Annotated in this window: 6 protein-coding genes and 1 pseudogene; all 7 read left to right on the forward strand. The window is 48.6% G+C overall.

Annotated features, from left to right (window positions below):
- Nucleotides 1-248 (forward strand): zinc ribbon domain-containing protein (locus A3220_RS16090; protein ID WP_164834405.1); only part of this gene is annotated, 248 nt, incomplete at its 5' end.
- 122 nt (nt 249-370) lie between these two features.
- Nucleotides 371-643, forward strand: a complete 273-nt coding sequence (locus A3220_RS16095) for a helicase C-terminal domain-containing protein (protein ID WP_164834406.1) — start codon at nt 371-373, stop codon at nt 641-643.
- 273 nt (nt 644-916) lie between these two features.
- Nucleotides 917-2353 (forward strand): FliC/FljB family flagellin, encoded by a 1437-nt coding sequence (locus tag A3220_RS16100; protein WP_062375959.1) that lies wholly within the window; start codon nt 917-919, stop codon nt 2351-2353.
- Nucleotides 2354-2425: 72 nt separating this feature from the next.
- Nucleotides 2426-2611 carry a hypothetical protein gene (locus tag A3220_RS16105; RefSeq protein ID WP_062375962.1) on the forward strand — a complete coding sequence of 62 codons (186 nt, stop codon included), beginning with the start codon at nt 2426-2428 and terminating at the stop codon, nt 2609-2611.
- Between the two features lie 114 nt (nt 2612-2725).
- The gene (locus A3220_RS16110) at nt 2726-3223 is read left to right on the forward strand and encodes a hypothetical protein (protein WP_062375964.1); all 498 of its coding nucleotides are present in this window, start codon (nt 2726-2728) and stop codon (nt 3221-3223) included.
- 170 nt (nt 3224-3393) lie between these two features.
- Nucleotides 3394-3657 (forward strand): hypothetical protein, encoded by a 264-nt coding sequence (locus A3220_RS17355; protein WP_128082451.1) that lies wholly within the window; start codon nt 3394-3396, stop codon nt 3655-3657.
- A gap of 259 nt (nt 3658-3916) precedes the next feature.
- Nucleotides 3917-4166, forward strand: a pseudogene (locus tag A3220_RS17120) (IS1380 family transposase); the annotation flags it as partial.

A 4166-nucleotide genomic window follows, 5' to 3' on the forward strand; every position in this document is an offset into this window, starting at 1 on the left:
ATCTGGTCAAGATTGACCCGTGGTTTGCCAGCTCCAAGACCTGCCATGTCTGCCAGCACAAGATGGACGCCATGCCGTTGAACGTCCGGTCGTGGGAGTGCCCCGCCTGCCACACACAGCACGACCGGGACATCAACGCGGCGCTGAACATCAAGCATCAAGGCATTATCGAGCTGAAGGCGGAAGGGCTGTCCGTCTCTGCCCATGGAGGCTTGCGTAAGTCCGGCACATCGTCGGCAGCTGCCTGAGAAGTGGGAAGCCTCGCCCGTGGCGCGTCAGCGCTTAGGGCGGGGAGCAGTCACTCGAACAAATGCTGATCAACCGCCAAGTAACTGCAGCTGACGCCACCCATATTGCTAAAGGTGCGCTGATGCGCAAAAGCACCGTGCGCACCCTGCACAAGCTACGCCAAGGGTTAGGCCGGGCCATTCGCCACCCCGATGACGACGTGCTGATCACCCTGCTAGAACCGCGCATTCCCAGGCCATCTGGCACCGCTGCCTGCCAGGGCGTACACACCCAACAGGTGCTGCTAGGGGCAATACCCGCACGGTTTTACGCCGCCTATCAACAGGCAGAAGAACCCGGTGGGCTGCAAACGGTTAAACCACTGAATGCCCCAGCGCTCACCGCGCTTCTATAATGCGATAATAGAACAGCTTACTACCTGTCGTTGTGAGCGCAGCGAAGCAATCTCTCCTCTGTCATCGCGAGCGAAGCGTGGCGATCTCGGGTTTTGAAGCAGCCTCACACCCTGTAATGAAAAACCTACAACCCCTGTTACCAAGTTTTACAACTTTTTTTTACCACAAGCCCTAAAGATTCTCCTCGCCGCGCCGTTAACTATAACAACGGCGCACACAGTGGCCGAAAAGCGGGCCTTCAAGGCCAGTGTTAACGTAAGGAGAATCACACCATGTCAGTGATCAATACCAACATTACTTCCATGATTGGCCAGTCCAATCTGCAGAAGAGCCAATCTGCCCTGCAAACCTCCATGGAGCGTTTGTCTTCTGGTCTGCGCATCAACAGCGCCAAGGATGATGCTGCGGGTCAGGCAATCGCCAACCGTATGACCGCCCAGATCACCGGTCTGGCTCAGGCCCAGCGTAACGCCAACGACGGTATCTCCGTTGCCCAGACTGCCGAAGGTGCACTGAATCAGGTCAACGATAACCTGCAGCGTATTCGTGAACTGTCCGTACAGGCTCAGAATGACACCAATTCAGCCAATGACCTGCAGTCCATTCAGGACGAAATTGGTCAGCGCTTGGATGAAATCGACCGCATTTCCAAAGAAACTGAATTTAATGGTGTAAAAGTTCTAGCTGAGGACACGGGCCTGAAGATTCAGGTTGGTGCGAATGATGGGCAGCAAATCACTGTTAATTTGCAGGAAATTAACGCAGCAACACTGAAGCTTGATGATTTCCGTGTTGCTGCTGATCAACAGGCCACTCTTGATCAGCTTGTTGATGACTTTGGTGCCCAGCAACAAACCCGTGCAAGTTATAATGGTACAGGGGCAACAGTGAATGCTGCCATCGAGATTGATGCTGACGGCAAGGCCGTTTTAGCCGATGACAGCGCTGTTTATTTGATGGATGATGGTGACTTTACTTCTACGGAAGCACGCGCCGCTGTCGCTGTCGCTAACATTGCAAATACTACTGATGGCGCAGCAGCAGCTGGCTGGACTGCTCAGGGTACTTATAATGGCAGTGAGACAGCTGCTGAATATAAGGCGACTCTCGAGGATGGTCGTGTTGTTACGGCAACAGTAAACAATACCGACGATTCCTTCAGCTATCAGATTGACGGGAAAAACTTCGGTGGCGATTTGTTCTTGGCTGATGGCGGTGGTTTTACCGTTGTCGAAAACCGTAACCAAGCTACTGAAGCTGATCTTGAAGACTCATCTCTTGAGCGTACTGACGCTACCTATGCAATCGATACAACAATATATCGTGTCAATATCGACGGCGAAGTGCGCAATGATAACGATGTAGCTGTTTATGTTTCAGCTGACAATGAAGGCAATCCCACTCTGGCTTTAGAAGGCGATCAGCGTGCAGCGACCGATAACCCGCTCGCGGCGCTTGATTCCGCACTAAAACAAGTGGACAGCCTGCGCTCTGAGTTGGGTGCCGTTCAGAACCGTTTCGAGTCTGCCATCACCAACCTGCAGACCAACGAGACCAACCTGTCTGCCGCCCGTTCGCGCATCGAAGACGCAGACTACGCAGTCGAAGTAGCCAACATGACCCGCGCGCAGATCCTGCAGCAGGCCGGTACTTCTGTATTGGCACAGGCTAACCAGATCCCGCAGAACGTTCTTTCTCTGTTGGGTTAATTGGTTAGCTTTTAAGCTGATTGATCGATATAACGGGGCCGAAAGGCCCCGTTTTTGTAATGGAGAGATAAAATGGCAAAAGGTATCTGTGCTAATCATTTAGAAAATGGAGATGTCAATAATGTAAGGGTTGATTATGGCAATGGGATGATAATGGATATAGACATCGACTATTACATCCAAAAAGAAATTTTGCCGGATTACAATCAGCTTCCTGACTGCAGTGCTGCGCTAGTAAAGGAGGATGAGAGCCAATAATTAAGCGTATAATATCTCACAGAGCGTGCTTTCTCTTCTGGGTTGATCTAAACTTTAGAAGTGAAGCCTTGTTTTTAAATAGTATTTAGCTTGGTTTTTTCATAGGGGTGGGCGATGAGTAGCTTAAAGGTGGTTGTTGAAACAAATGGTAAGGGTATAAGTAGCTATGAATTGGTAGAGTTTTTAAGATATTTCAGAGCCGCTTATGTCGCCTCTTTAAAGAATATTAAAAAATATGAATATCAGGTTGCTGATCTGAAAGATGTAGATATTATTAAAATGGCTAATATCTTTAAGCTTTCACATGTGAGTGATAGCGTAGATAGTTTGATTGCAGTTGATTGTGGTGATAGTGAGTTGGAGCTGATTGATATTAAAAGAGAGAACCCTCTTTCTTTTACTTTTTCAGGTTCTGGTTTAAAAGTGGCTGTCGCCTTAACTGTTGTAGCATGGCTGTGTGGAGCAGAGGTTTCTGTCTCAGAAATAGAAGCTGGCCCTTTTAAAGCTGAGAGTGTTGAGATAAAACTACCCTCATTAGCTGATGGAGTTTCAAGGTTTGATTTTATTTTCCATGAAAATTCAACGCAGAGAACAAAATTAGATGATAATTAAAAAATGAACTAGTGAGGCTTGTGTGTGAGCGCAGCACTATATTAACTAGGCACTACTGGATACGAGAGGACGATGGTGTCATAAACGTTTATGCCCATTGATCTAGGTGAATTAAATGGCTAACAAGCTATCGCGCTGAGGAAATGGTTTTGGATTAAAGGGGAGGGTAGATGCGTTTTGATAGTAGCGATTACCAAAATATTAGAAAAAAAGTTAAAGCCCGAGAACGGGTGCTGTTTGACGTGGCTAGAGAAGCGACAGTGTTTAATCGCTCTCCTGCACCTAGTAAATGGACACCTTACCCGCTATCAATTTTGAGCAATACTGAGTTGCGTTTTGTTCGCGGATGTCTTGCTTTACAGAATAGCTGGGGAGCGCTCCTTCATCGGGTAGAGTTTGATGTTCAAGCGCGAAAAGGCTGCGTTTTTTTATAAGTATAAAAACTCATTAACAGTGCGTGTAATGATTTTATGGTGACTTATATGATATCTATTCAATCACTAATTGCCTTGTGATCTTAGCGATGACAATTTGCTGTTGCATTTTGAAAATTTTCAAAGACATTAGTGAGATGGTAGCTGCTGTTATACCAAATATGTAACCTGAATCCGTGAGACCGGCCCCCGGAAGCACTTCTAACCCACTGACCTGCATGGCAATATAGCCATTATCGCCATTCACCCAGACAGTGCCATGCCCAACATAAAGTTCCGCGCCAGTTGCCGCACCCTCACCAGCCACGCCGGGCTGTCCATCATCGGGCAATGCTTCGAGATCGCTGGCGTCGACAGCATCGACAGCCGCTTCCCCACCACGCTGGGCATGCGCACCAGTGACGTGATCAAGAGCTACCTGGGCCTGCTGTGTCTGGGCATGAGCGACTATGACGCTGTCGAGAACTTCCGCCGCGACAAGCCCTTCCAACAACTGCTGACCCTGCAGA

It is taken from the genome of Halomonas sp. KX33721, from assembly GCF_001596805.1.
In the GTDB taxonomy this organism is placed as follows: Bacteria; Pseudomonadota; Gammaproteobacteria; order Pseudomonadales; family Halomonadaceae; genus Vreelandella; species Vreelandella aquamarina.

Bases quoted from the DNA above. Each gene is read 5' to 3' on its own strand.
- A3220_RS16095 (WP_164834406.1), top strand. From the start codon at position 371: ATGCGCAAAAGCACCGTGCGCACCCTGCACAAGCTACGCCAAGGGTTA.
- A3220_RS16100 (WP_062375959.1), top strand. From the start codon at position 917: ATGTCAGTGATCAATACCAACATTACTTCCATGATTGGCCAGTCCAAT.
- A3220_RS16105 (WP_062375962.1), top strand. From the start codon at position 2,426: ATGGCAAAAGGTATCTGTGCTAATCATTTAGAAAATGGAGATGTCAAT.
- A3220_RS16110 (WP_062375964.1), top strand. From the start codon at position 2,726: ATGAGTAGCTTAAAGGTGGTTGTTGAAACAAATGGTAAGGGTATAAGT.
- A3220_RS17355 (WP_128082451.1), top strand. From the start codon at position 3,394: ATGCGTTTTGATAGTAGCGATTACCAAAATATTAGAAAAAAAGTTAAA.